The 23273-nt window shown below is 57.7% G+C and carries 15 protein-coding genes and 2 pseudogenes; 3 read left to right on the top strand and 14 right to left on the bottom strand.

Going from position 1 to position 23273, the window contains the following annotated elements; genetic code table 11:
* Positions 1 to 463: 463 nt before the first annotated feature.
* A complete protein-coding gene (locus WN72_RS09535) occupies positions 464 to 679 on the bottom strand; it encodes a hypothetical protein (RefSeq protein ID WP_092220846.1) in 216 nt (71 codons plus the stop codon).
* 312 nt (positions 680 to 991) lie between these two features.
* Here WN72_RS09535 and WN72_RS09530 point away from each other — a divergent pair, with 312 nt between their 5' ends.
* Complete coding sequence (locus WN72_RS09530; protein WP_092220843.1) at positions 992 to 2341, top strand: IS701 family transposase; 1350 nt, start codon at positions 992 to 994, stop codon at positions 2339 to 2341.
* A 131-nt stretch (positions 2342 to 2472) separates the two neighbouring features.
* Complete coding sequence (locus WN72_RS09525) at positions 2473 to 3582, top strand: IS630 family transposase (protein ID WP_430644630.1); 1110 nt, start codon at positions 2473 to 2475, stop codon at positions 3580 to 3582.
* A gap of 332 nt (positions 3583 to 3914) precedes the next feature.
* On the opposite strand, the gene WN72_RS47760 is transcribed toward WN72_RS09525, so the two are convergent.
* A complete protein-coding gene (locus tag WN72_RS47760) occupies positions 3915 to 4172 on the bottom strand; it encodes a hypothetical protein (RefSeq protein ID WP_194483005.1) in 258 nt (85 codons plus the stop codon).
* Between the two features lie 570 nt (positions 4173 to 4742).
* Complete coding sequence (locus WN72_RS09515; protein WP_194483004.1) at positions 4743 to 6047, bottom strand: NAD(P)/FAD-dependent oxidoreductase; 1305 nt, start codon at positions 6045 to 6047, stop codon at positions 4743 to 4745.
* Positions 6048 to 6903: 856 nt separating this feature from the next.
* On the opposite strand from WN72_RS09515, the gene WN72_RS09510 reads away from it, so the two are divergent.
* Entirely contained in the window at positions 6904 to 7389 is a 486-nt protein-coding gene (locus tag WN72_RS09510) for an Lrp/AsnC family transcriptional regulator (protein ID WP_092218252.1), read from the top strand.
* Between the two features lie 435 nt (positions 7390 to 7824).
* On the opposite strand, the gene WN72_RS09505 is transcribed toward WN72_RS09510, so the two are convergent.
* The 11 genes and pseudogenes from WN72_RS09505 to WN72_RS09455 form a co-directional block, all read right to left on the bottom strand.
* On the bottom strand, positions 7825 to 8583 hold the full coding sequence (locus WN72_RS09505; protein ID WP_092218236.1) for a gamma-glutamyl-gamma-aminobutyrate hydrolase family protein: 759 nt from the start codon (positions 8581 to 8583) through the stop codon (positions 7825 to 7827).
* A gap of 151 nt (positions 8584 to 8734) precedes the next feature.
* The gene (locus WN72_RS09500) at positions 8735 to 9976 is read right to left on the bottom strand and encodes a serine hydrolase domain-containing protein (protein WP_092218251.1); all 1242 of its coding nucleotides are present in this window, start codon (positions 9974 to 9976) and stop codon (positions 8735 to 8737) included.
* A 156-nt stretch (positions 9977 to 10132) separates the two neighbouring features.
* Complete coding sequence (locus WN72_RS09495; protein ID WP_092218235.1) at positions 10133 to 11737, bottom strand: ABC transporter substrate-binding protein; 1605 nt, start codon at positions 11735 to 11737, stop codon at positions 10133 to 10135.
* Positions 11738 to 12066: 329 nt separating this feature from the next.
* Positions 12067 to 13394 (bottom strand): annotated as a pseudogene (locus WN72_RS09490) (IS5 family transposase).
* A gap of 88 nt (positions 13395 to 13482) precedes the next feature.
* Positions 13483 to 13832 (bottom strand): annotated as a pseudogene (locus tag WN72_RS09485) (glutamate synthase-related protein); the annotation flags it as partial.
* 12 nt (positions 13833 to 13844) lie between these two features.
* Positions 13845 to 14531, bottom strand: a complete 687-nt coding sequence (locus tag WN72_RS09480) for a protein glxC (protein ID WP_092218250.1) — start codon at positions 14529 to 14531, stop codon at positions 13845 to 13847.
* Between the two features lie 752 nt (positions 14532 to 15283).
* Positions 15284 to 16309 carry an NAD(P)-dependent oxidoreductase gene (locus WN72_RS09475; protein WP_092218233.1) on the bottom strand — a complete coding sequence of 342 codons (1026 nt, stop codon included), beginning with the start codon at positions 16307 to 16309 and terminating at the stop codon, positions 15284 to 15286.
* A 524-nt stretch (positions 16310 to 16833) separates the two neighbouring features.
* Complete coding sequence (locus tag WN72_RS09470) at positions 16834 to 18006, bottom strand: M24 family metallopeptidase (RefSeq protein WP_092218232.1); 1173 nt, start codon at positions 18004 to 18006, stop codon at positions 16834 to 16836.
* Between the two features lie 600 nt (positions 18007 to 18606).
* On the bottom strand, positions 18607 to 19290 hold the full coding sequence (locus WN72_RS09465) for an aspartate/glutamate racemase family protein (RefSeq protein ID WP_143130750.1): 684 nt from the start codon (positions 19288 to 19290) through the stop codon (positions 18607 to 18609).
* Between the two features lie 418 nt (positions 19291 to 19708).
* The gene (locus WN72_RS09460) at positions 19709 to 21298 is read right to left on the bottom strand and encodes an ABC transporter substrate-binding protein (protein ID WP_092218230.1); all 1590 of its coding nucleotides are present in this window, start codon (positions 21296 to 21298) and stop codon (positions 19709 to 19711) included.
* 681 nt (positions 21299 to 21979) lie between these two features.
* Positions 21980 to 23116: a M24 family metallopeptidase gene (locus tag WN72_RS09455; protein WP_092218228.1), complete on the bottom strand. Its 1137-nt coding sequence runs from the start codon at positions 23114 to 23116 to the stop codon at positions 21980 to 21982.
* Between the last annotated feature and the right edge of the window lie 157 nt (positions 23117 to 23273).

The following is a 23273-nucleotide window of genomic DNA, read 5'->3' as shown; positions in this document are numbered from 1 at the left end:
GCTCAGAATACGGTCCGCCCAAGGTTTTTAGCTTGTTGAGTTCGCCGTCCTATCTGCCCGCAGGCTCGGATCGATGTAGTCGTAAAGCGTTGTGCCGTTGCGGCGCCGGTAAACGATCGGGCACTGCAAATCCCGTTTGCCCGTGGAGCGGCAGGAGCTACGCATTTGACGGTTTGTTCCGCGCCAAGTGGGGATCAGCCAAGAGCTGCATCTGCTGCAGCGTCGGGCCTCTTGTCCTCACAGCTTGTGACCAGAGCCGCGGTAACGATCAGGGGCAGCGTTGGTCTAAAGGCTCTCCACGTTTCTGATGCGATCATGATGTAGCCTGAAGTTCAGCCGCGGAGAGGTCGGAGATCATCGTCCGCCTTCTCGCTCCGGTAGTGGAGCGACCGAAACTTCTCCAGCGTTGCGCAGCACCGATAGAATAGGCTCGATTCTGCTCCTATATTCAGTGTGGCCTGGATCACTTCATCCGCCCGCGCTTTCGAGAGCCCGCTTGCAACTCGAAATTTTCGACGACGTGGTCGTCGCCGTATGCTGTATCGCTCTTCCACGGATCGCCCAGCGCCAAGTCGGTTTCAGCTTGAGGCCGCGTGCCGTCACGCATCACGATTGTGACGCGCGCAGGCATATTGCGCAGTTGCCCGCGCACGATCTGGCCAACATATTTGTTGGCCACGCCCCAAGACTCGACACAAACTTTCTCTCGCAACTCCTTGATGCCCCGGATGTCGTCAGTCGTATCGTCTAACTAGGCGGGCCCGACAGGAATACCGAGCAGCACCACATGGGGGAAGCTGTACTGCCGAGAAACCCACGCGCGCGGTTTAGGATCGCAAAAGCGGGGACCAGATACCAACACATTGGTGGCGATCAGGTCCTTTCAATCTGCTCGGGATCGATTGTTGCCTTTGAAGCGGCGGTAACTAGCACTACTTTGGCAGATTGTTGATTTTGCCGCGTTTTAGAGGATTCCCGAATCAATTTTTCAATGATTCATGGGTGGTCGGCTCTTGGAGGGGTGACCATGCCGGGATGGGGAGACGAACTCGAATGCTGGCTGATGCCGTTCTTGGACCGGCTGGGTCATAAGACCCGGCAGCGGATGTGTCCTCTATATGTTGCGGGATTGATCGGTCCTGGCGATCGCAAGAGCGTTCAGCCGATGGCAGAACGCCTTGCCACGAGCAGCTACGACCAGTTGCACCATTTCATTGCGGACGGTGTCTGGGACCCGACGCCGCTGGAGACAGAGCTGCTCAATCAGGCGGACCGACTTGTCGGCGGCAGGGATGCGGTGCTGGTTATTGATGACACCTCGCTGCCGAAGAAGGGGGAGCGCTCGGTCGGTGTTGCGGCTCAATACGCGTCGGCTCTCGGCAAAACGGCAAATTGCCAAACGCTGGTGTCTTTAACGCTTGCGCGCGGCGAAGTGCCAGTGATGGTCGCGTTACGTCTTTTTCTGCCTGACAGTTGGACAAGCGACATGCCTCGTTTGAAGCGCGCTCGCGTGCCAGTCGAACACCGAACGCCACGGTCCAAGCCGGAGATTGCTTTGGCCGAGATTGACCGCGCGATGGCGGCCAACGTGCGCTTTGGATGTGTGCTGGCGGATGCAGGATACGGACTCAGCGCACCGTTTCGACAAGGGCTAACAGAGCGCGGGCTGGCCTGGGCTGTCGGTATCCCTCGGCACCTGAAAGTGTATCCGGTCGATGTGAAGCTCATTTGGCCGATCACCAAAGTCCGCGGGAAACCACGAAAGCACCACGTGCCCGATATCTTATCGATTGCGGCAGAACAAATGCTGGCCAGCGCCAAATGGAAAACCGTGAGTTGGCGTAGCGGGACGAAAGGTCGGCTTAAAGCCCGATTTGCTGCTCTCCGTGTCCGGACCGCCGACGGCGCTCCGCAGCGGATATGGGATAAAGGTCAGCAGCATCTCCCGGGCGACGAAGCCTGGCTCATTGGCGAGCAACGTGCCTCCGGGGAGAAGAAATACTATCTCGCCAATCTTCCTGCGGCGACGGATCTGCGCACGCTGGCCGCCACCATCAAGGCACGGTGGATTTGTGAGCAGGCGCATCAGCAGTTGAAAGAGGAGCTTGGACTTGATCACTTCGAAGGGCGATCATGGCAAGGTCTTCATCGCCACGCCCTGATGACAATGATTGCCTACGCCTTCCTGCAACATCGTCGCCTCGCATGCGCGGGTCGGAAAAAAAAGAATCAACGGGCCTCCGCCTCAACCAACCATGCCCGCCGTGCGCCACGCCATCGTCGATCTCATCCTCCGGCCGCCGCCTCAGCACTGCCCATATTGCCGAAAGCAAATCCTTGAAAAACAGCGGCGAAAGCACAATCTGCCAAAGGAGTGCTAGTGTCCCGAGTCACAAGTTCGCAATCGTAGATTCGCGTTAGGTTCGCGTCGCTGTGCCAGAGATGGCGGCTTCAACAGCGACGGAGGATATGATGGCGGCCCAGCGACTTGTCCCCCTGATATTGAGCGATGATGAGCGTGCTGAGCTTCAGTCGCTGACAATGCGGCGAAAGACGGCGCAGGCGCTGGCTCTGAGAGCCCGGATCGTGCTGACCTGCGCGGAAGGCGGTCAGAACAAGGAAGTGGCGGCCAAGCTGGGCCTAGAGCGGGGAACGGTAGGCAAATGGCGGCGGCGGTTTGTGGAGCAGCGCGTGGCCGGGCTGCACGATGAGCCGCGCTCGCGCACCATTGACGATGGTCGCATCGAAGCCGTGATCGTGAGGACGCTGGAAAGCTGCCCAGAGAATGCCACTCATTGGAGTTCCCGCGGCATGGCAAAGGCCAGCGGCCTTTCGGTGTCGACGGTGCAACGTATCTGGCGGGCCTTCGGGCTCCAGCCGCACCGGCTGGAGACATTCAAGCTCTCGACCGATCCGAACTTCGTGGCCAAGGTACGCGACGTCGTCGGCCTTTACGTCTCGCCGCCGGCACACGCCATCGTTCTGTGTGTAGACGAAAAGTCGCAAATCCAGGCGCTGGACCGCAGTCAGCCGATGTTGCCGATGCGTCCCGGCCAGCCGGCCCGAAGGAGCCACGATTACAAAAGGCACGGCACCACATCGCTGTTCGCCGCCCTCGACATTGCGACCGGACGGGTTATTGGCAAGTGCTACGGACGGCACCGTGCCGCCGAGTTCCGCAAGTTCTTGGACGAGATCGAGGCCGCTGTGCCGCGCCAACTCGACGTCCATCTCGTCATGGATAACTACGCTACCCACAAGACCCCGCTGATCCGGAAATGGCTGGCTAAACGGCCGCGTTGGCATGTGCACCTGACCCCGACCAGTTCGTCATGGCTCAATCAGGTCGAGCGCTTCTTCGCGCTTCTTACCGATAAGAAGATCAGGCGCGGTGTCTATCGGAGCGTAGCCGCCCTTCGGGCGGACATCGCCTCGTTCATCGAACGACATAACGCAGATCCCAAGCCGTTCCGATGGACAAAGTCAGCCGATGACATCCTTGCTTCCATCGAACGCTTCTGCCGTTACAATGCCCCGGTACAACACGAGGCGATGTTGCGAACTTCTGGTTCAGGACACTAGCGCGCGTCAGCGGCTGATGCATCCACCGACACGTCGGCCATGGCTTGTAAGTGATGTCGGGCAGCATCCATCGAGAACCAAGGTCGCCGACCAATGTATCCCGGTCAAAACAATCCGTGCCACACATTTTGATTAGACTGCGCTCGCCGTCAAAAATGGCAGAAACTCCCGTTGCTCCAAGGGTCGCTGATCGAGTCGCAAACACGCCGGCAAGCACGGCCCAACCGGCATCCTGGTATTTGGAATCGGACAAATCCATTGATTTGCCTGGCCACATGCTCGGTAGCGGAGTCTTCGAACCGGCTATGCCAAGCGTTTCACGAGCTAAACCTTCATCCTGAGCTTCCAGTTGAAACGCCACGCCCGCAGCCGCGATGACAGTCGATACGGAGAAATGGAAGCAGAACCAGGCTTGCCGAAAATGCGCACCCCGCACGCACTTGCGACGCGCCCCCCAGTTCATATCCCGCGATCAAGCCCTGCAGGAACTGCGAACCGGTTGCTTTGCGCACCGCCGCTAGCGCCAGCGCCGCGACGACCGCGCCTGCGCCGAAGTGATGCCTTACTGGGAACGTCTCGTCTAGGTCCATGCAGTTTGCGAGACGGCCGTTGGCATATACGGCCCCCCCGCAAGACTAGCGCGTTGCTTGCGGCCTGCGGTGGATGCCACATTGCCATCTCCCAAAAATTCAGCCAGTCCGTGAACGATCGGAGTCATCCGTGTGCGCGGCTGCCAATGTGCAACCGATCGAATCGAGCAGAAGACGGCGACCATCAGTTTTGACCTCAGTTGGCACGTCGGCTAAGTCAAGAGTCGAGGCAAACTGAGCAAGAGGCGCCAGTAAGATCGGTATACGTACTATCCATCGAGAAACTTCGAGCGAATCTGCTGCGGCGAAGGACGTCCCGCGACGTAGCAAGTTGGACCGAGGTTCAGCGCGCTCGGTAGAATAAAGTAGCCGGCGTTTGACGCCGAATTCATCGAATTTAGTTGCTCGTGCAGCCGAAATTTCGCCACTGATCCTGGGATCTTTATTTGTCGGCCGGGCTGTGCTGGGCCAGTTCAACTTGAAGGCTCCTCGAGCCTTAGACCTCATGATCACCCGAGCACTCATTCGTTAAAAACAGCACGCTCCTGAATGAACGTCTATTCTGCCGGTCTAGTATTCGCGTCCGGCTCGCCAGTGCTCCCAGGTCATTCGCGCTATGGCGCCAATTCCACGAAACGGCTCCGGCGGGATCCAGTCGGGGCCGGTCAGCATTAAACGATCTGTTAACAGAGGGGATTGGGAGCCACAGGCCATCTCCGCCAGGAGCTTCCCGTGAATATTACCTCTCAAAACCCCCGCCCCTTGACACCCAACTGAGGCATAAAGTCCTGGCCTCAGCTCCCCGAAGTACATTCCGCCGTTGACCGTGATCGCCGTCATGCCGCCCCAGACGTGCTCCAGGTGATAAGAGCGCATTTGTGGAAATCGTCGCCGAAACAATCGAGTCAGCGTCGAGCGTACCTTCTGTGGGTTTACCTCCTTCTCGTATGACCAGCTGCTGCGTATGAGGAAACGCCGCCCGACCTTCCTCATGGTGGTGCCCATTCGGGTAGGCGGAAGCACTCCCCAGGCCGGCAAGGAGCCCATACGGCCAAGTTCATCATCCTCCAGCTCGGGAGTTAGCCCCGCGTAGGTGTAAACGACGATCATTCGGTCAGCCAGGAGACCCAAAGCCCTCGCATGCGCATTGTTCGCGATGAATACTTTGTCGGCTACAAACTCTGCCCGAGGCGTCCGTACTTTGAACGGTCCCGATCCCTCCACGGCCTCGACCGCCCTATGTTCAAGCACAGTGACATTGGAAGAGAGCGTGTCAGCGAGACCTCGGATAAGCGCCGCCGGTTGTACAAAAGCGCGCGTTAGCGTTTCGTAGCCGTATTGGTAGTAGTCGGTGCCGAGAAGAGCTCTAAGCCCCTGAGCATCATGCTCCAAGTATCTTAGATTTCTCCTTTCCAGAGCTTGTCGTGAGCTCAAGAGCCAGCGCTCTCCTTGGCGAGTGGCAGCCGCAACTATGCGTGGGGCCGTCTCATCCCAATCGCAATTAATCTTATGCTCCTCAACGACAGCCCGTAGCCAATCGAGCCCGGCGAGCACGATGCGCGTTTTTCGATTGGCATCATCCTCCGCCGAGCCGTACGCATTTGGACGCGGCTCGATTGCCGACGGCGACAAGAAACCCGAATTTCGCGCCGATGAACCTTCCCCGATCTCCGACGCCTCGATGACAATAATATCCTTTTCCGGCATCAATTCCGCCAAACGACGGGCCGCGGCTAGCCCCGTGTACCCGCCCCCGACAACGATCGCATGATACCTCCTCTCTTTTGGGAGCTGTTCGTTCGGGACTCGCCGCGGCAGTAGCGCATTCCATCCCGACCCCACTGTGTACCGTGGGGCGTTTTTCAAATCGGCCATTCTGCTTCTCCCACCCGCCTGCTGACTTCCTGTGCTTCCAGAGAGGGCGCGGGCCGCCGAACTGATCACAACCTTGAATTGACACTCTGAGCCTGCCCATGCCACGCCTGATATCGATGCTATATCGACTGGAAAGCATCATCATTCACTGAGCTTACTGAGCCCTGAGCCGAATTTGCGTGATATTCGGCCATTTCTAGCCGAAATCCTGCGCAGATAGGCTGACGGGCAACACTTCCATGTGCATTACCGAGCCTTTGCGCTTAAGGAACAAAAGGATGATATTACATCCGAAACGTCAACCCGGACCGAATCATAGCGATCGGGGAGGTCTGAGCAGCTCTTCCGCACACTTGCACTACCAAGGAACTGAACAAACCTGCTGGCGGGCAGGCCCGTATCTGAGAAGATCGACATGCGTTCAGAGTTGTCATTTGCTACTGACTGCCTGCGCATGGCCGAGGAGGATTTCGCCGCACGCGCGGCTAATCTGGTCAGCCAAGCAACTCTGCTTGCGTTTACCGATACGGGCATGATCCGCCATCACTTCCGTTCCGGGCTATCCGAACCAGGACAGACCCGGCAAAGGCGAAGCGGTGCTGGTATCAGGAGACAACCTCATGACGGCCGAACACTGCGGGCATCGTTGTGCCAACATGCTCGGCATGGCCTCTCTGTTGGGCACTGGGCTCAAAAAGCCGGAAAGCCATTTTTTCCAGACATATCCAATCCAACTCCATTGAAAATTGCGAGTGTCTTCAGGATAGTAGGCATGCTTGCCCCAGATCCTGCTATCATTAGGATGATTTCCTTTACCACTGACGCTGTTACGGCGAGACCTACGCTGGAGCCGACTATGCAGTACGATCGAATAGATGCTCGGATCCTTGAGATCGTCCAGAAGAACAATCGTCTAACTTCCGATGTTATTGGCGAGCTGGCAGGGCTTTCTGCTACGGCCTGCCAACGACGCCTGAAGAGGCTTCGTTCTGAAGGCATCATAGAATCGGATGTCTCGATTGTATCGCCGAAGGCGGTAGGAAACCCAATTCAAATGCTTGTGCTAGTGAGCCTGGAGCGGGAACGTTCAGACATAATCGACAGGTTTAAAAAGGCAATCAAATCGTCGGCCGAAGTCGTTAATGGATTTTACGTCACCGGCGACGCCGACTTCGTTCTCTACATCACAGCGCGTACCATGGAAGATTATGAGCAATTCACGCGACGATTTTTCTATGAGAATCCCGATATCAAGGGAGTCAAGACAATGGTGATCATGGATCGCGTAAAGGCTGGCTTCGCCGTACCAATTGAGGCGCCGTCGGAAGATCAGTTAAAATAGCGCGGAATGCTCCAACCAATACGAATGTCCAGCCGCTCACGTTTGTTAGTCGTCCGTTAAAAAGTCGATTTGATCGCGTGCGTCGCGGCAAATAGCCCCAACAAACCGATCAGGAGTAGGCGTTAACGCGAGCCCGCCCAGCGAGGACGAGCCGGAAATTATCGCTCACCGCAACCAGGATGATGCATTCCCTTCGCGGCGCTTGAGATGGCAGCGGCCGTTGAGATTTTTGAGAGACGGCAATTTGCTTCTCCGAATGGTGGAAACCCTCATGGCCCATTTCCTTCTTCCGGCCAGGAGAAAGTAAGGGAATATTCCCACTTTGGCTCGTCCAGTTTCCAAGTTAGGTCACTTATCATCGTCCCTGGCCGCTCGCCCGAGCGGAAGCAATTCAGGGGATGCAATGCGACTGGCAAATGATCTGCCGCTAGTTACTTAGCTAGCGGCCCTCGCTGCCGCGTGGGCCCGGATCGCGTCTCCGAACGCGCGGAAAATTCGCGCGGACGCTTCGTCCGACTTCACCCAATATTCGGGATGCCACTGGACGCCGACGGCGAAGGCCCGGGCATTGCGCACCGAGACTGCTTCGACGGTCCCGTCTTCGGCAACCGCCTCTACCTGAAGGCCCGAGCCTAGTCGGTCGACTGCCTGGCGATGAAGAGAGTTCACCTTCATTTCACCAGCACCAACTATGCCCGCGAGGCAGCTACCGGACGTGATCGTCACCGTCTGGCGGATGGCAAATCGCTCGTCTCGGCTCTCGGTCTGTGGTCCCAGATGGTCAACCGAGCCTGGGCGATCTTGGATCTCGGTCGCCAGTGTACCGCCGAGGACGACGTTCAGTTCTTGAATGCCGCGGCAGATGGCAAGCAATGGAACCCCATGGAGAATCGCTTTTTCGATTAGGGGCAACGTAGTTGCATCGCGCGCAGGGTCATAGGGGCCGTTCGCTTCAGTCGCATCACCGGCGTAGAGCGAGGGGTGGACACCTGACCCAGAGCCCGTGATCATCACCCCGTCGACAACGTTGAGGAGTTGGTCGAGATCAAGCCGGCCCCCAAAGGAAGGGACAAGCAGAGGAAATACGTTGGCCGTGGCGATCGCCGCCTCGAGGTATTGTTGTGGCGCCGCGTGCCAGAGATAGTTGTACAATTCCCGGACGTCTGTCGAGACGGCGATTAGCGGCTGTTTCATCTTCAGTCTCCGAATTGCGCGGCGGCAACCGCGCTATATTCTGTATCTTCGTTTTGTCCCACTTCAGCGATCCTTCGGTTGCATCCCTGACGGGAATACGCGGCCCGCGAAGAAGCCGCAACGGCGAGGCGACAACTGTTCGTTCTGCCAGTTATTCGCGCAGCATTCGCCCCAGTGCCAGCATCTGGGGCACGCTAATCACGTCGTTGTAACGGGCCGGCGCCAGAGGGTGTGACGCGAAGCGCGCGATTACCATCTCGGCCTTCGGTGCGACATAAATACGCTGACCATATAGGCCACGTGCTTCGATCGCGCCCAATTCGTTATGGGGAACCCACCATTGGCTACGATACGAGTAGCCAATGGCCGGAAGCTTAGCCGGATGGTCGCCTTCTTGAATGTCGTGCACGACAGATGCGGGAATCAGCTGCTTGCCGTTCCACTCGCCTTCGCGCCGGATCAACTCGCCAAAGCGCGCAAGGTCGCGCAGGGTCGCATTCAAGCCGCCGCCGGCCAATGGCAAGCCGATCGGGTCGACGATGACATAGCCGTCTTCCTCGCAGCCAAGCGGCGACCACAGGCGCTCGTGCAGCAGTTGTGCAAATGAGCGGCCGGTCACACGCGCCATGACCCAGGCCATCACGTCGGTGTTGATGCTTTTGTAGGCGAAGGCTTCGCCGTGAGTACCTTGCTTGCGTACGGTCCGCAGGTAATCGCAAGCGGTCCGCGGCCCGCCGTAGCTGTCCGGTCGCGGCCGCCGGCCGCTGGCGATCCTATACGTCCAAGCGTCGCTGGAGCGATCGCCGGGAGCGTACTCCTCCGTGTGCGCCAAACCGGTCTGCATGTCCATCACCTGACGCAGCGTAGCATCCTGCCACGCCGTGCCCCGCAACTCCGGCAGGTAGTGCGGGATCATCTTCGAGTCGTCGAGCACGCCTTCGTGTACGAACGCCGCGGTCAGCGCGCCCGCATACGACTTCGTTACCGAGTAGCACGCATGCGGCAGGTGCGGCTCGAGCGCGCCGAAGTAGCGCTCGTACACGATGCGCCCGCGATGCAGCACCACAATGCCATCGGCGTAGGTGTCGAACAGCGCCTCGTCGAAGCGGCGAATGCGGCCATCCTTATCTGCAAACGTGAGCGCGTCAATGTCGGCGGTTTTGTCGCTGCGTTCGAACTGCGAGGGCGCCCCCTGCCCACGCCACACGTTTACCGTCGCTACGAGCTCGCGCATGTGCGACAGCGACCAACGGTTTTGCGGGAAATCGAAATAACTGTCGCTCTCGAACGTGATGCGCCTATCCTTGGGCGGCGGCGCGCCACGCATCCAGCCGAGTTCGCGCGGATCGGACGCCCGGCCGTCGAGGTAGCGCTTGCCCTCGAACTCGAGCATGCTCTCCTCCACGTCGCGGAGAGGCACACCTAGTTCAACGTCTGTCATAAGCTTGCTCCAGATTCCAGTCTTTAGAAGATGCAACAACAGCTCGCGAGCGCGGCTCCTGGACACCGCTCGTAAATTCTGCAAGTGAGGTAAATGGCCGTTGTGCCGTCAGATCTTGTACATGCTCCACATAGCGGTATTCCCCGGCATCTCGATCATGCCGGCGAGCGTCTTGCGCCGCGCGATTGGCGAAACATACTGACCCAGCAGAATATCGCCGGCGAATTCCCACCATACTCGCTGCATCTGGCGGGCCAGCACTTTGCGCTCGTCGAGCGTTTCGACATCGGCCCATTTGGCTCGAAGAGCCTCATACTCTTCGCTACTCGGCCAGCCGTACCAGCCCCTGTCGCCATTTGCGGTCATGGCAGGACTGCTCAGCGGATCGGTGCGGGAGAAGGCGGATTCAGATGTAATAAAGATGTTCCAGCCGCCCTTTTCGACGGGGCCTTTGTTACTACGACGCGTGGTGACCCCGCCCCAGTCACTTGGCGCAAGTTCGGCATTGATGCCAATCTTGCGCAGGGCGGTCGCCAGAAGCTGTGAGGCGTTGCTTATGAACGCAATATTCGTAGGTTGTAGAATGACTATTTTCTCGCCGGCATATCCAGCGTCCTTGAAAAGCTGCGTGGCCTTTTCCGGATCGCCACCCTTCTTGTACCACCCGGTATTTTCGTCATTGGAATAGGGCGTTCCATTTCCGAATATCGATGTGACGGTTTGGAAGTATTTTGGATCTCCAATCGCCGCGTGCAAGGCAGCCTCCTGATCGACAAGGTGAAGCATGGCTTGGCGCGCCTTCACATTGTCGAACGGCTTCTGCAGACAGTTCATCCGCAGGTGCAGCATCGAACCTGTTTTGTTCAGAACCTGAAGCGCAAGACTGGGATCGCCATCAATCACTGAAAACAAATCGGTGGAGGCGAGTTCGCTGCAATCGATCTCGCCGGCCTGCAAGGCCGCCAGAGCAGTCTGCTCATCGGCGATATTGTCCCAGATGACGCGGTCGACCTTGACGATCTTACCGCCGGCGAACCCGTCAGCCGGTTCACTGCGCGGCACATAATGCTCGTTACGGTCATACGTGAAGCTCGCCCCCGGCCTGGCAAGAGCATGATTGAACTTGAACGGCCCTGATCCGATATTTGCGGTCACCTGCTCGGTTGCCGGCCGTTCCGCATCCTTCTCGCGCATGATGTATGGATTCGGTGACGAATATCTCCCGAGGATCTCTATCAGAGCCCCCAGCGGCTCGTTGAGCGCGATTGTAAAGGTTTTATCATCCCTCTTAGAAATGTCCCTCACCCGGGACAGAAGCAGCTGTCCGCCAGTATTAACCTGAGCCCAGCGACGGATCGAGGCGACACAGTCGGAGGCCGTGACAGGGGTGCCATCGTGCCATCCTAGACCATCCCGAAGCTCGAACGTGTAAGTCTTTTTGTGGTCGGAAACGCCCCACTTCCCCACCATTTGCGGCTGCGACATGAACTTTGAGTCGAGCGCAAACAGCGTGTCGTAAACTGCAAGGCCATGGTCTTGAGTGATAGTAGCCGTAGTAGTGATGGGATCAAAGACGCGGAGGTCCCCGGCCTTCACCATGCGAACCGTGCGCGCGGTGGTTGAGGCTGCCTGTGTCCGCAGGATCGAAGGAATCCATAAAGCGGCCCCGGCGGCCAAGCCCGTCTTCAGGAGGCCGCGTCGCGAGATTATCACGTCTAGTTCCTTTCTGAGCCAGTCCGCGGAAGACCCACGTCTATTTTCCGGATGAAGACCAATAGACTCTGCGGCGTTGAGTGTCGCTAGAACACTGCTGGATCCGTTTCTGCAGTCTCATGATATCGATGCTGCAGCTTTGATCCTGGTCCGCGAGCTTCGAATTGCTCTCATTTGGCACCTGCGACAATCTTATTGCAGGTTCTCTTCAGACTCTCCGCAATTCTCGGCCTTTAGAAGCAAAAACCTGACCATCTTGCGCGAATTCTGCAGGATTTCTGCGGTCAAACTTGCCTGGTTCAATGGCGCCCGTAATAACCGGTCGTCCGTTAAGAAGCTGGTTTGAGCGCGGGTGTGAGAGGGAGCAGCTGCATCAAAGCGTTCAGGATTAGGTGCAGCAGAAGCTTCAGCCAGGCGACGACGAGGCGAAGATTGTGGCCGACGGCGGTCAGGACGACATTGGCCGCATCGCCGTCGCGGCCCTTGAGATGGCAGCGGCCGAGGTGTCCGTCGGGTTTCATATGACCGATCACGGGCTCGATGGCGCAGCGGCGTCTGAGTTCGCGTTTGATCCCCCCGAAGACGCCACGCTTCTGGCCCGAGATGAAGACGCGGCGCGGGTTTTCCGTTTCGTGACCGCGATATTAGGCGCGCTCGATTCCGCAGCCAGTGAGCTCTCGGTGCTGTTGATGACCTCGCCGAGCGTGTGGCCGTCATGGGGTTACCCGGCAGCGCCTTGGCGTGCAGCACGAACTGGCCGCCCGGCGCGCGGGCATTGGTGGTGACGATCGAAGCCTTGACGCCGAACTCATAAGGCGCTGAGGCCTTGCCCTTACCGATGCATTCGACCTCGGGGCGTGGAAGGAGTAAAGCTTGTATCCGCGCTGCCGCTGCTCCTGGGAGCGGATCTGGCCTGCGCGCGAAAGCGGTTGCTCGAACGCAGATTCGAGTTCTGGCTGGCCGGCGATCTTGCGGCGGATGTCTCGGATCAGGCGGCCGAGCCGCGACCGCAGCAGGCGCAATTGCCGACGATGGCGCTTGAACTGTTTGGCATGGGCATAACGACCCGCCATCATCGCCGCCTGCTTGGCGATGCGCCGATAGGATGCCGCAGCCCAAGGCCATGCGCACGGCCCAGCCAGTTGAGCCCCCTGATCGCCGCATGGACCAGCTTGGCATCGATCGGGAAGGTGATGGCCTTGGGCTGCACGGTAGTGTCCACCGTCACCCGGTTGAGATCGCGCGTCCGCAACGCGCCGGTTTGGTGCGCCACCCTGAGACTCTCGGCCAGCAAGAGCTCAAGCTCGCTGCCGAGCCGCTTGCGCCAATGACTGAGGTCGCTTCGTTCGTGCGGAAACGCGTGCTGGAAAAACTCAAACCCGGTGAAGTGCTGGAAATACGGGTCGTAGACCCAGCGATGGCAGACGCCCTCGTCGGATAAGCCGTAGATGTGTTTCAGCAACAGCAGCCCACCGACGAAACGGCTCTCGATCCCCGGTCGGCCCTTCTCGCTGTAGAGTGGTGCGATCTCGCGATCGATCCAGTCCCAGTCGATCCTGGTACCGAGCTGCACCAGCTCGTGCTTCAGATTGATGATCTGATCGAGCCTGGCGCGAAACAGATCGCCTTCCGTCGTCTCCGGCTTCTTGGGTCGCATCGTTCCCCTCCGCTGCGACCAAGGCATCACGACTGCCGATTCGAGGAAATCTTCAAAATGGATTTGCAAGCTTTCGAGGCTTTAGCCCACCGACCGAGGAGGCCCCGCGCCCCAACGCTTCCTTGGCCGGCGCCGACAAGGCGCCAAAGCTCATTCCCCCGATGGTGACAGGTATTTTGAGCTTGATGGCTTCTTGGCAAAGCGCGTGCCCAGCGTAACCTCGGTTCCGCATCTTTCACGGTATCCCTCGAGCGGGTATCGCGAAACCGAAGCGCCCAGAAACAGGAGATCGTCGAAATGCGGCCGCGCGCGTTTTGCGCCGCCTCCGCGGATGTCATAGATTCCGGTCGCAGCGGCGCGCTGAATTTCAGCGATCGACTGCGGGCTGAAGGTGGCGGAAAAGCGAGGCGGTGTGCGGTGGGGCGGCAGAACGGTCATCAGAATTCCTGCTCAATAGGCGTCGACGTTGTCGACGTGGAAGTAGTAGAGGCGGCGCGCGGAGCCGAACAGCTTGATTTCATCGGTGCTCAGCGAGTCGCTCAGATCCGCGCGATTCAACAGCGACTTGAGGATAGACTTATCCCCCGCCGACATCGCTTTGTCGATGCAGTCGGCGCCGAGGCTGGCTACGCTGCCGCGCACGAACAGCCGAGCCTCACAGATGGAATCGCCGAGCGCATCGCCGGCGTCTCCGAGCCCGACGAGATTGCCGGCCTGCGCCATGAAGGCACTCATCGGCCCGATCGAGCCTTCGACGATGTCGATGCCCTTCATGGAGATTCCACAGCGAGCCGCCGCGTTGCCGTCGATCACAAGGAGACCGCCGCGGCCCGTTGCTCCGGCGGCCTGGCTGGCGCCTCCCTTGACGCGAACCTCGCCGGACATCATGTTCTTGGCCACACCAACACCGGCATTGCCCGAGACGACGATGGTCGCCTCCTTATTCATGCCGCCGCAGTAGTAACCAACGTGCCCCTCAATATCGATTGTGACCGGAGCATCGACGCCGCAGGCTATCGCATGCTTGCCGCCTGGATTCGTCACGACCCAATGGGTTTCGTTGGTGGAAGGCGACAGCGAATGAAGGGCCGCGTTGAGTTCGCGCAGCGGCGCCTCAGCGAGATCAAAAGTTGACATCAGGCGCGCTCCCACGCGTAGACGGTTGCAGGCTTCGGCTCAAAGAGATTGGCTTTGTCGCTAGCGTCACGTTGAACTGTGGAGTGGGAATATCTCGCGGTCCGTTGTTGCCGAGGTCTCCGTCGACGGATACTCGACGGCCCTGCGGGCGAGATCGACGCGGTCTATTCGTACACCTACGAGGCGAATGTAGACGGTCGATGGTATAGATGGACGGCTAACGGCCACGATCGTCGAGATCGCGCTCGCTTCTGGCCGCGGGCGCCCGATGGTCCCGCTATGCCTTCAAAGCCACCCACTCGCCCTTGGGCCAGATCGCAACCACCAGCTCATCGCGTTCCCGGGCCGGGGCGGCGGGACGCTGAAGCCGTACGCCTTCCGCGCCCTCCAGATGACACGGATGATAGGGCCCCAACCTCGCGCTCGATCGGGGCGACAACGCGCATTTGAGTGTCTAGCGCTCGCTGGTAGAGTCCGCTGCCGTGACACCCCGATCCAGGAGCCGACTCAGACGGGCTCAAGCCTCTTTGCGCGAAACGTTGTCCCCGCGATTGGAGGCATTGTCGTTGCGGCGGCGGGAGCCGTGGCAGCGTTCGCGCTCAACGCAGTGCTCACTCTTCCGCCCATCTCCCCCTTTTCCTTTTGAAGCGCATCTCGGACCGCTCTCCTCTTCCCCTGAAAAACTCGCCGCGCCAAGGTTTCGGGCCAGCGGTACATCATCGATTCAACATCGATCAAGGTCGAGATGTCAGCTAGTAGCCCAAGTCCAGGCTAACCTCCCGAGTGAGCGGCTTACCCGTCGTAAACTCCATTAGGCTGTACGTCCCCCACTGAATATTTCGTTGAAGAACGTCATCGGCGTTTGCGGCCTGTCCGTCAGAGCCGATCACATTCGGGAGCTCGTGAATCCTCAGGCGCGAACCCGATCCGGCCGGAAACGCCCGCCCAAACCCATAGCTCCACCAGACGTCTGCTGCGTATCCGCGTAAACCTCCGGACGTAAGTGCTTCATAGAGCGGCTTCTCTTGAGTCAAGTTTCCGCGCGAAACATTGACCAGAAAAGCAGATGATTTCATAGCTTGTATCTCGACCTTGCCAAAAAACTGATTGGTTTCAGGTGTTGCCGGCATTGCTAGAACGACATAATCGCTTTTCGCAAGCACGACATGCAGTTCGTCCATTCCGTGCATCGAGTCCACGTAGTCCACCAGCTTCTCTTTGTTGCGGCGGACTCCGAGAACATGCATATCGAAACCCTTAGCATGCTTTGCAATGCGGGCGCCGATGTTTCCAACCCCGATTATTCCGATTGTACGACCGTGTAACATCGCCGATCGAGACTCGTTGGCATACAGAGGAAAAGGTTTATTGCGGTCTTGCAGCAATTGATGCTTAAGCAATGCTCTCTTGGCGAGGGCCAGTACGAACATCATCGCTTGTTCCGCGACGGCAACCGCATTGGCACCGCGAACATTCGCAAGTTTAACGCCGCGCTGTTTAAACAGAGAAAGCGCCCCCATCTGGCGGAGATCATCAACGCCCGAATGTAGCCACGAAAACACCTTGAGCTTTTCTGCAATCTCCAACAGACCCTCTGGGACGCTGAAGCCGATCATCGCATCGGCGTCTGCGGCGAGGTCCTTTGCGTCTGAGTAGGCGCAATCGAAACGAGAAAGATAATCCCCCTTTGGTGCTATCACCTCTGCGGAAGGCGGCATCGCGCCCCTGATATAATTGACCTCGTCTTCTGTGGCGTACCATAAACAGAGTACCTTCATGGTCCAAATTCCCCCGACATAATTCCAAATTGGCTGACGTATCGAGGATCTGGATTCAAGTCAGATCCTCATAGAATCTATTTTACGGTGAAGATGACACTTGCGCATTGCAGCGTTGAGAATGCAGTGTGAGCCCGCTGGTCCAAACCCTTTCAAAGCACGTTTGCGTTTCCGGGCCTCCATAGTCCTTCGAGGTTGGCATTCGTCCAAGCACGCTACTCGGGCCGCATACATCGCTACGAACGCGAACTTTGAGCGAAACAAATTGCCTTACTTTGTCCACACGTAGCACGGAACTTTATCAGCGCTTCTCCTGCGATTGTTCTATTGATAATCGTGATGACGATGGTCATCCAATCGGGTAATCCGTCTACAGTCGGCACCACACCATCAACCTTTGACTGAGCTCTCACCAGTACAGGAGCGGCGACAGCGGCGGACCTTAGAGAATTCGGCGACGCAGTTTATCCCGCTTTTTGCGAGTCAGATCTATTTCTGTTTTTGAAGTGGGAACTTCATACGCGTTAAATTTCGAAAAGCTTCGGTGGTACAGCGCTTAGTGTTTCAACGCCAGACTCGGTGACACGAATAGTTTCGCTAAGCACATATCCGAAGTCCCCTTCCCTCATCATCCAGTTACTCAGGACGAGATGGAATGTCATATTCGGCTTTAGCTCTGTCTTGTCTAGCTCGTTGAGGCTCGCGGTCTGTTCTACCCAATCAATGCCTACGGCATAGCCACATCGGGAGACTTTGTTGAATCCTCGCTTCTCAATCGCCCGGTAGGCCGCTCCAGCGACGTCGCTGCAGGTCGCGCCAGGCCGCACTGCATTTAGCGCGGCCTCTAGACCTGCAAGCTGTGCCTCATGTGCGCGACGCAGATGATCGGAGGGTACGCCAATCGAGAAAGTGCGCGAGAGCGGTGCCGCGTAAGCATAGCGGAAGCCGGAAAGTTCAAGATTGACGTGAGTACCATGCTCAATGGTTTCTTCGGTCCAACAAATGTGAGATGTAGCCGAACGTGGGCCCGCGTTTAGAAAAACGTGGGGAAGGCTGGTGCCGGCCTTGCCGTTGAAACCACGTGTCAGCGTCGTCAGGAGCTCGGCGACCACATCAGGTTCGCGTACACCAGGCCGTATCACTTCTTCCGCACGCATAATCGCCGCATCGGAAATAGCGGCAACTTCCTTCATGACAGCAATCTCGAGATTGGACTTGACGGTCCGAACCCACGTCACCGTCCTATTCACGTCGACTATTCTTGCTTGCGGCAACCGTCTCATGAACTTCTCTGCTGCTCGCGCAGACAGCTGATACCCTTCGAGTCCCACGCCGCTTTTTGCTAGACCGGCATCGTGGAGGAAATCGATCACCGCGTCGTAGACATCCGTATCCGGGTTGCCCACAAGGTTTTCCGGATAGATCACTATGCTATCCCGATCCAAGAAGCTCTGATAAATGGCTGCAGCCGCATCCATGGGACGCACGATGAATGTCGGTTCCTCTTTTTGCATTGAAACTACAAGGCATTGCGGCGCGGACGACCGGCCCAAGAAACCTGTGAGATAAGTAAGATTGCCCGGGTTGTTCACAAAAAGCGCCTCGACGTTTAGACGAGCCATTTCTGATTTTACCGCAGCAACTCTTCGCAGGTACTCTGATCTTGGGAATGCCTGCGGCCCATTGGTGAGAGACATTTGTTTACTCCGTTTCGTATTCAAAAGTTATTGCGCGAAACTTGGCGTCCGTTCGCCAGCGCTTTCGTCTTGTGCGCTGGGTTGGCGTGGCCTGTCGTCGGGAACAGATGAACTGTCCCACAAAGATCTTCATATCAAACGGCTTAAGATCGCCTGCCTCGTTCGCGGTCACATCGCCATCTGCCCGACCGAGCCAATCGACGCACCGGACTTTCTCTCTTCGAAGCGCTCCTCGTTGCTGGCATCGCCATCGACAATCTGGCGGTAACCGCCGACACCAGGGCACCGCATTCTGCTCGCGTATGATTCCCCCTCAAGGCGATGCCGTGCACTTTGTGGGCACTCCCGCCGAGAAAGACGCCGCTAGGCCGATCAGGTGCACAAACCAGCCCGCGGCAGTGGTTGATTGAGACTAAGCCTGAGCTGGTGGGCAGTGGATGCTGGTCGCAAACAAGTAGTTCCGCTTCGGATAAGGGAGACGCACTCTTTGCGCCTTCGTGTCAATTTCCTGAGAATTTCTGCAGCTGCCCTGATCGGGGCAGCTGCAGGGTCTGCGCGGACACCATTGTCGCATAGGCGTCCGCGTCATGACGTCGGCGGCTAGCCGACCGCTGCCACGAGGAGTGCTGCGTTGAGTGCAGCATCATAGACCGGCAGTCCCGTGGCCGACCTTATTCGAGGCGAGACTCGGGCAAAAAAAGTACATTCGCATAGAATAGCTGCAATGTCTTCGCGCTTGCGGAGACTTTCGATGATAGCGTCGGTGTCGGAAAGGGCGTCCGCGACACGGATTTGTCCTTTCTCGGCCCACATGTAGGCGTAGGTTTCGGTACCTTCCAATCCTTCAATGACCAACCTCGATGTGTCTTTGATACTCAGCGAAGCCATTATACCAGCATCTAAGTATCGCGAGTCGTACGTGAGTACGGCAACCTTCTTGTTTGCAGGAACATTGGATAGCAGCATCGGAAGTAAGAGAAGACTTGAGGTCGAGACGGGCACCGATACGGCATCTGCAATTGCCTGCTGGTAGCGCACCGTGAAGCCGCAATCACATGTGATTGCATCAGCTCCTTCTCGTACCAACTCCTGCGCGGCCTTGGCGTATTCATCTGCGCACGCAGGATCACCTGGGACAATATTGCTGGTCCAAGCTCTTGGTATACGTCGCAGTATTGGGGGGATTTTGTAACGTCTCGGGTCAGCCATGCCTTGGCCAAAATCTGGGTCAGCGCCCTCGTAGAGGCCACGGTTCGATAGGCACAGAACGCCAAGAGTTTTCATGTGTTTCTCCTTCAAGTCGGTAGTAGTTCGCTTGGGACCACTGGCTCTGAGACGCCAATCGTTCACGCGGTGAGCGCGCTCCGCTCTGTTGAGCTGTCGGCAAGGGTGTCGAACAGCGCCTCATTGAAGTGTCGGGTCCAGCGTTGCTTATCGGTGAAGCTAAGCGCATCAATGTCCGCGGGACTTGTCGCTGCGCTCAAACGCACCGCGCATCCAGCCAAGTGCGCGCTGATCGGACGGGCGGCCGTCCAGGTAGCGCTTGCCCTCGAGCACACCGCCCGTCACATTTCCGAGAGATGCACGCGATCCAAGTTCTGTCATGAGCCCGTCCCGCATTTTCGACTTTTTAACCCTCGATTGCTGGCGCGCCTCTCATCAGTCCCGGTCCAGGTGAGGAATGTAAGTAGTCATGGACCCGTCAGGTCTTCTGCATGTTCCACATCGGAATCCAGTCGACTAAACCGATGAGGCCCGTGAGCGTTTTACGGCGGGCAATCGCCGAGAAATACTGGCCTAGTAGAATCGACCCGGGATCTTCCCATTGCGCTCGCTGCATCTTGAGAGCCAGGGCTTTGCGTTCCTCGAGCGTCTCCAGATTTGCCCAACTGACTCGCAAGGACTCATATTCATCATTCTTGGGCCAGCCAAACCAACCATTTTCTCCGTTGGCTGACATACTCACATTGAAGAGCGGGTAGCTGTGAGAGAAATCTGATTCAGAAGTAATGAAGATGCTCCAGCCACCATCCTCGACGGGTCCCTTCTTTGCTCTGCGCGCGACAAGCCCGCCCCAATCGCTGGGCGCCAGTTCCGCGTTGATGCCGATTTTGCGAAGTGTCGCCGCCAAGAGCTGCGCCGCATGGTCAAGAACTGCAATGTTCGTAGGCTGGAGGATGACAACCTTTTCATCCACATAACCGGCCTCCCGGAACAGTTCTTTGGCCTTTTCGGGGTTACCGCCTTTCTTGAACCAGCCCGTGTTTTCTTCGTTTGTGTACGGGGTTCCATTTCCAAACCAGGAGCGAACAGGCCTGAAATAATTCGGGTTGCCGATCGCGGCACGCATGAAAGCCTCCTGATCGACGAGGTGAAGCATGGCCTGACGCGCCTTTCTATTGTCAAACGGCTTCTGAAGGCAGTTCATGCGCAAATAGAGGAGATTCCCCGACTTGTTTAATCGTTGAAGTGCAAGATTCGGATCACCTTCGATTGCCGGGTAAAGATCGGCAGGGGGTGATTCGACATAATCCACCTCGCCGGCCTGTAAGGCCGCAAAAGCCGTCTGCTGATCAGCTATGTTGCTCCAAATGACACGATCAACATTGACGATCTTTCCGCCGGCGTATCCATCGGGTGGCTCCTTGCGGGGTACGTATTTGTCATTGCGGTCATAAGTGAAGCTCGCGCCGGGCCTGGCGAGAGCTTCGTTGAACTTAAACGGTCCGGATCCGATATTTGCAGTTACCTGCTCTGTTGGGGGACGGTTAGCATCCGTTTCACGCATCATGAACGGCCTCCACAGGAGCTCGGTCATCAGCCCCAATGGTTCGTTCAGCACGATCCTGAAGGTTTTGTCGTCTATTTTCGAGATGTCGCGGGCCCGCGCCATCAGCAACTGGCCACCGGGCTCAACGTGAGCCCAACGACGAATCGAAGCCACACAGTCTGCGCCGGTCACGGCGGTACCGTCGTGCCAACCCAAGCCATCACGGAGTTCAAACGTATAGGTCTTCTTATCGTCAGAAACGCTCCACCTCTCAACCATTTGGGGCTGATACGTGAACTTCGAGTCGGGAGCGAACAGCTTGTCGTAGATGGCAAAGGCATGATCGCCGGTGATGGTCGCCGACGAGAAGACCGGGTCGAAGGCGCGGAGGTCACCACTTTTGACCATGCGGGCGGTCCTCGCGGCACTGGGCGCTGTCTGCGAGCGCAGGGCCGAAGGAATTGACAAAGCCACTCCGGTGGCTACGCCTGCCTTGATGAAACTACGTCGACAAATCGCCATGCCTCGTCCCCCTTATTGTCAGCCTTGCCCACATCTAATTGCTGAATAATACCGACACGCTAGGCAGCAGCGTCGAAGTCTCACTGCTATAGACCTTTGGATCAGTTTGGCGTTCGGACGAGCTTAAACTTTGTCTATCGAAACATATCCAGGTGGGCCGCAGTTTTCTTGCAATTGGTGGAGCCGAGCTGGAGGTTTAGGACTCAATATATCCTAATTCTGGCGGAAGCCTGCATCGGCTAAGTCACGCACAGCGAGGGCTTTGCAGGCGGTGCGTGATGCTCTAAATCATGGCTGATTCTGGCGAGGGGCGATGGTCGAGCGCAATGTCAGTCAGATGAGCTTGGCGGACGGCCTGGTTCAGGCACCGCGAAGCGAGCATCCTGGACGAGATCGAAGCGGTCGTGATTGGTCGCCGCTTCTGCCCTTGCTTGGCAAGCGGGCGATGAGGCCGAGGCAACAGCAGCTAACCTCGAAGGGAACGTTTGTCGTGATTGCAACGGAGGGCACGAGTCAGGCCTATTGGCCCTTCAACAACTGCCCCCGTGGCGCCATGGTCAGGGCTCGAGTGGTCCGCCGGATGAGGTCACCGTGGGCGCTACGGGATCATCTTGGTTGTCTGCAGCGCGATGGCGTCACCAGGGACGGCGACGCAGCGACACTGGTGCCTCCGTGCCGGAATTAATAGAAAAGTCTGCGGTCCATTTTGGTCAGGCGCTCCCCCCCCTCGGGCGTGACGACGATAGTTTCGCTAAAGGACATGCCGCGCGCCGACGTGTACATGTGGAAAACCTGATTTTTCTTCAGCTGCCAGGCGCTGTCAGGAAGGAAGACACGCGTGAAGTCACTGAGACGCGGTGCGGACACGAAACCCAGCGTATAGCCGGTGATACCCGTGTAGCTGTCTCGCAATCCAGCCGCGAGTATGCCCTCGCGCAGGATCCGATCGACCTCTTTGGCTTCAGCCCCGGGTTTCATGGCACGATATTGCTCATCTTGAATCCTAATCATTGTTTCTGCGGTCCGCATCTGTTCATCGGTTGGAGCACCGATGGATTTCGGACGCTGCATCCGAGAGCTGTAGCCGCGAAACCGAGGTATCGGCTCCACGTGTACAATGTCTCCCTCCGCTAGCGTGCGATGCCCGAGCGAGGCGTGCAACATTGACGAGCGAGGCCCCGACGTCATGACGGCGACGGCCCCGTTGTCTGCACCACTGCGCCACGCTTCGCCAGTCATGGCGGTGAAGACCTCGCGCTCATTGATACCGGGCTGAGCCACGTCAAAGGCTGCCTTTACCGCCCGATCGCAGATCTCGGCCGCGGCCTCAAGGTAAACGAGCTCGAGCGGCGATTTGACCTGCCGCATTTCCCACATGATATGCGAGAAATCGACCATCCTGGCATTGGGCAGTAGGCTTTCAAGCTCACGCGCTCGGTTCACCGTGAGAAAATTGCTGTCGTACTCCAGGCCGATAGCTGCGGCCCCATATCCTTTCGCCAGGATTGTTTGCGCCACGGTCTTGAGCGGGTTTGCGCTGTCGTTGAATGCCACGTATTCGGTGAAGCAGCTCAGTTCGCGAAAGATCGGAGCGTCGAGCGCGCGCAAGATGGCGACCGGCTCTCCATCAATGGGAATGAGAAATGCGTGATACATGGACCCCGTGGACCAGTAACCGCCAAAGTAACCGATATGCTCAAACTGGTTGACGATTAGAAGGTCGACTTGGCGCGCTGCCATTGCAGTGCGTAATGCCTTCAGCCGAGAATGGAATTCTGCCGCAGGAAAAGGCGGAGGAAGAAGCGGAATCTGGGTCATGGAATCGATCCTGTTTGTCTAAGTTAACGGACGTTTTTCTAAGCCGGAACGGAGAGACCTTTGTTTGGGCGAACCGGCCTTTTGGTTGTTTCGATGTGAACTTACGTTAGCCCGGTAGATGCTGTTCAGGCGCAGGATCGTCGATCCTTCCGAGATT

It is taken from the genome of Bradyrhizobium arachidis, assembly GCF_015291705.1.
GTDB lineage: Bacteria > Pseudomonadota > Alphaproteobacteria > Rhizobiales > Xanthobacteraceae > Bradyrhizobium > Bradyrhizobium arachidis.
Note: the sequence above shows the minus strand (reverse complement) of the source record. Positions and strands in the feature narration are given on the sequence as shown.